Source organism: Schnuerera sp. (assembly GCF_035459645.1).
Lineage (GTDB): Bacteria > Bacillota > Clostridia > Tissierellales > Tepidimicrobiaceae > Schnuerera.
This window is the reverse complement of the sequence record NZ_DATHXO010000542.1, coordinates 1-3,806: the sequence shown is the minus strand read 5'-3', so window position 1 is coordinate 3,806 and position 3,806 is coordinate 1. Positions and strand designations below refer to the sequence as shown.

Here is a 3,806-nt window from a genome sequence, read left to right as displayed (position 1 = left end):
ATTAGACCAAAGAAAGGGGAAAATTAATGAATGTAAACGTGAATCCAAGTCCAAGTATGACTCTATTTAGCATCATCCAAATACTGACAATTGTTTTGAGTATAGTTAAAGAAGTTTTGATGATTTTCCTTCTTTATAAAGGAATTAAAGTGGCAAATGTATATATAAATAAAAATAACAAAATGGAACCAAAAACTATAAAAGCAGAAGAAAATACAATTGAAGATTTAGATAAATAATAAAGGTTAGGTTCAATTGAACCTAACCTTTATATCATTCATTCCATTTTAAAAATTTATTTTCCAAAATAGAAATCCCTTTATACATTAATGCTGAAATTAAGGCTAAAATGAACACACTCATCATTACTAAATCTAATTTAAATACTTGACCACCATATACTATTAGATAACCAATCCCTGCTTTGGATACTAGAAACTCACCTACAATCACACCTACCCATGATAGCCCAATATTTACCTTCAAAGTACTTATCATAGTAGGTATTGAATAAGGCAGTACTACTTTTTTGAGAATTTGAAATTTAGTGGCTCCAAAAGTTTGTAATAATTTTATTTTATCTTCATCTACAGAAATAAAACTGAAATACATATTCATAATAGTTATAACGATTGATACGGTAATAGCTGTAACTATGATTCCTGAATAACCTGCACCAACCCAGATAATTACAATAGGTGCCAATGCAGTTTTAGGCAAACTATTTAACACTACTAAATAAGGATCTAAAACTTTTGCCCAAAAATCAGACCACCATAGACCTATCGCAATAATTATGCCTAGCAGGGTACCTGCAGAGAAACCAACTATGGTTTCAAACAGAGAAATTCCTACATGATAGAATAGGTTTCCATCTTTGGCATATTGCAAGAATAATTTCCAAACTCCCGAAGGATAACTTGTTAAAAAAGAGTCTATCCAATTAAATCTAGCTGCTATTTCCCATAAAAACAAACCCAATACTAAGATGGTTATCTGTGCAACAAAGATACTTCTTTTCCTTTTTCTATTTTTTTTCAAGTAATTTATATGTTCATTAGACATTGGATTATTAGACATGAACATCAAGCTCCTTCCATATTTTGTTAAAGTAATATCTAAATTCAGGAGCTTCACGACATTTAATTGGGCTCCATGTTCCACCAGGGCAAGATAGTTCTATTTTTATTATATCTCTAATATTGGCTGGTCTATTGGTTAGTACAACTATTCTATGGGACAAGGATATTGCTTCAGCAATGTCATGGGTTACTAAAAGAGCTGTTTTTTTCTCATTTTTTAAGATTAGACCAATTTCATCAGATATTGCTAACCTTGTCTGATAATCTAATGCAGAAAAAGGCTCGTCTAGTAGAAGTAAATTAGGTTCTGCAATCAAAGTTCTAATTAGAGCAGCTCTTTGTCTCATACCTCCAGATAATTGTCTAGGATAATTATTTTTAAAATCTCCTAGCCCATAGGTATCAAGTAGTTTTTCTGCAGTCTTAATAGCTTTTTTTTCTACTTTACCGTGTATCTCAAGACCTAATAATACATTCTGTAATATAGTCCTCCATTCAAACAAATGATCTCTTTGAAACATATAGCCTATATCTTTTGTTGGCTCTGTGACCTTATTTCCATTAACTAAAACCTTCCCCGTAGAAGGTTTGATTAAACCGGCGATTATTGAAAGTAAAGTGGATTTACCACAGCCACTAGGGCCTACAATACCCACTATTTCTCCTTCATACACTTTAAAATCTATGTTTTCAAGGGCTTTTGTTTCACCATTGAATGTATGATAGGTCATACCAATATTTCTTATTTCTACTATTGTTTTTTTATCCATAAGCAACTCTCCCTTATAGGCATATGATACTTTATATTATTCATAAAAAATTATAATGTGAATATACACTAAAGATTTTAGGTCAAATTTGGGAAATCATGATATAATAATAAAAGCTAATTAAAGAAGGAGTGATATATTTTGCATCAATACAAAGGAAAATTAATAGTTCATACGGGTTCGATGTTTTCAGGGAAAACATCGAGTTTAGAAAAAGATGTTAAAAGATTTAATATAGCAAAATACAAAACAATAGCTTTTAAACCTGCTATTGATAGTAGATATAGAAGAAGTGAAATTGTAACCCATGATTTAACTTCTATGAATGCCATTTTAGTAAAAGATATTCACGAGTTAATAGAGTATTGTAATGAATTGAAACCTGATGTTATAGCTATAGATGAGGTTCAATTTCTTGGAGGCGAAGTAGAGGATATTATTAGAGGTATTAATGAATTACTTGAGAAGGATTTTACTATAATTGTAGCAGGGCTAGACATGGATTTTACAGGAACACCATTTGAAACAGTAAAGGAGCTAATGCCTATTGCAGATTATCTTTATAAGCACCATGCTGTTTGTGTAAAATGTGGAAGCGATGGATGGGTTAGCCATAGAAAATCCAAAGATCAGGAAAGGATAAAAATAGGAGCTTCAGATGAATACGAGCCTTTATGTAGAAAATGCTTTTTAGAAGAAAATAAAAATTTAAATGATTAATAGGGGGATTCATATGGAAAATTATATTTTATTTCAGCCATCAGTTAAACCTTTACATAAGGAAGACAAAGAAGATTTTTGGTTTTTATTTAAAGAGAATAAACTAATGGTTTGTAAAAAAGATGGAGAATTTTTAATTCCTAGACAAAAGGATATAGTTGATTTAAATATAAGTATATATAATATTCAATGTATGGGGGCATATATTGGGTATAATTGTCATTGTGGTGAATTTATTGATTTTATAGAAGATGAAAACATTAATTTTATAGATTTAAAAACTTTCTCTAGAATAGTTGATGAAGAAATATACCTTATAGCTTCAAAGGCAAATTTATTATTAAATTGGCTAAAATTGAACCAACATTGTGGTAAATGTGGAGCTAAAATGTATATAAAGGATAGTAAGTTTGAAAGAGCAATGGTATGCTCTAACTGTGGAAATACTACTTGGCCAAGAACTTCACCAGCAGTCATTGTGGCGGTTACTAAAGGAGATAGGTTACTACTTGCACGGAATAAGCAGTTTCCAAACAGAAGGTTTAGCGTTATTGCTGGTTTTGTAGAATATGGTGAAACCTTCGAAGAATGTGTAAAGAGAGAGGTATTTGAAGAAGTAGGAATAAAGGTAAAGAATATAGAATATTTTGGATCTCAACCTTGGCCTTATCCTAATTCTATGATGATAGGATTTACAGCAGAGTATTTAGATGGGGATATTAAGGTAGATGGAAAAGAAATAGTAGAAGCAGATTGGTTTTCTAAAGATGAGATACCAGGAATGGTTAACAAATCCGTAAGTATAGGTTCTCAGCTAATTGAATGGTTTCTAGAGAATCAATGAGTATAATTATATTCATGATCATTTATATCTTTTTGATATGAAACAAGGTAGCAAAAATTATAATCTGATGTTTAAGGGGGAAGAAAATGGACAAACCAGTTAAAAAGCTCCTTTTTGGTGACTTATATAATATTGAGGAATATGAGGAGTTTTTTGCAGAAATGTCAAGGCAAGGGCTTCATCTTCAAAAGCTAGGGACATTTTTTGCATATTTTAAAGAGGATAAGCCCAGACATTTAAATTATAGAATAGATATAGTTAAAAAAGATGATAAAGATATAAAAGATGAAAGGATCAAAAAACATAAAAATAATGGATGGAATTTTATCTGTGAAAATGATATATTTTTAATATTTTCTTCACCAGTAGAATCTGGTTTAAAGGAATTAT

General features: G+C 30.5%; 6 protein-coding genes. 4 read left to right on the top strand and 2 right to left on the bottom strand.

Annotated elements, in window-relative coordinates:
* Nucleotides 1-26 precede the first annotated feature (26 nt).
* Nucleotides 27-239 carry a hypothetical protein gene (locus VK998_RS12740; RefSeq protein ID WP_325229000.1) on the top strand — a complete coding sequence of 71 codons (213 nt, stop codon included), beginning with the start codon at nucleotides 27-29 and terminating at the stop codon, nucleotides 237-239.
* A 34-nt stretch (nucleotides 240-273) separates the two neighbouring features.
* Here the strand turns inward: VK998_RS12740 and VK998_RS12735 are convergent, their stop codons facing one another.
* Nucleotides 274-1,080, bottom strand: coding sequence for an ABC transporter permease (locus VK998_RS12735; protein ID WP_325228997.1), 807 nt, complete (start codon nucleotides 1,078-1,080; stop codon nucleotides 274-276).
* On the bottom strand, nucleotides 1,073-1,852 hold the full coding sequence (locus VK998_RS12730; protein ID WP_325228994.1) for an ABC transporter ATP-binding protein: 780 nt from the start codon (nucleotides 1,850-1,852) through the stop codon (nucleotides 1,073-1,075). The genes VK998_RS12735 and VK998_RS12730 overlap by 8 nt, the downstream gene beginning before the upstream one ends.
* Nucleotides 1,853-1,993: 141 nt before the next feature.
* Here VK998_RS12730 and VK998_RS12725 point away from each other — a divergent pair, with 141 nt between their 5' ends.
* The 3 genes from VK998_RS12725 to VK998_RS12715 form a co-directional block, all read left to right on the top strand.
* Entirely contained in the window at nucleotides 1,994-2,572 is a 579-nt protein-coding gene (locus VK998_RS12725; RefSeq protein WP_325228991.1) for a thymidine kinase, read from the top strand.
* Nucleotides 2,573-2,585: 13 nt separating this feature from the next.
* Entirely contained in the window at nucleotides 2,586-3,416 is an 831-nt protein-coding gene (gene nudC / locus VK998_RS12720; protein ID WP_325228989.1) for an NAD(+) diphosphatase, read from the top strand.
* An 86-nt stretch (nucleotides 3,417-3,502) separates the two neighbouring features.
* Nucleotides 3,503-3,806, top strand: a 304-nt coding sequence (locus VK998_RS12715) for a DUF2812 domain-containing protein (RefSeq protein ID WP_325228986.1), incomplete at its 3' end; no start/stop codon positions are given.

Excerpts from the sequence above, each read along its gene's own strand:
- VK998_RS12735 (WP_325228997.1), bottom strand. The coding sequence starts at position 1,080 with ATGTCTAATAATCCAATGTCTAATGAACATATAAATTACTTGAAAAAA.
- nudC (WP_325228989.1), top strand. The coding sequence starts at position 2,586 with ATGGAAAATTATATTTTATTTCAGCCATCAGTTAAACCTTTACATAAG.
- VK998_RS12740 (WP_325229000.1), top strand. The coding sequence starts at position 27 with ATGAATGTAAACGTGAATCCAAGTCCAAGTATGACTCTATTTAGCATC.
- VK998_RS12730 (WP_325228994.1), bottom strand. The coding sequence starts at position 1,852 with ATGGATAAAAAAACAATAGTAGAAATAAGAAATATTGGTATGACCTAT.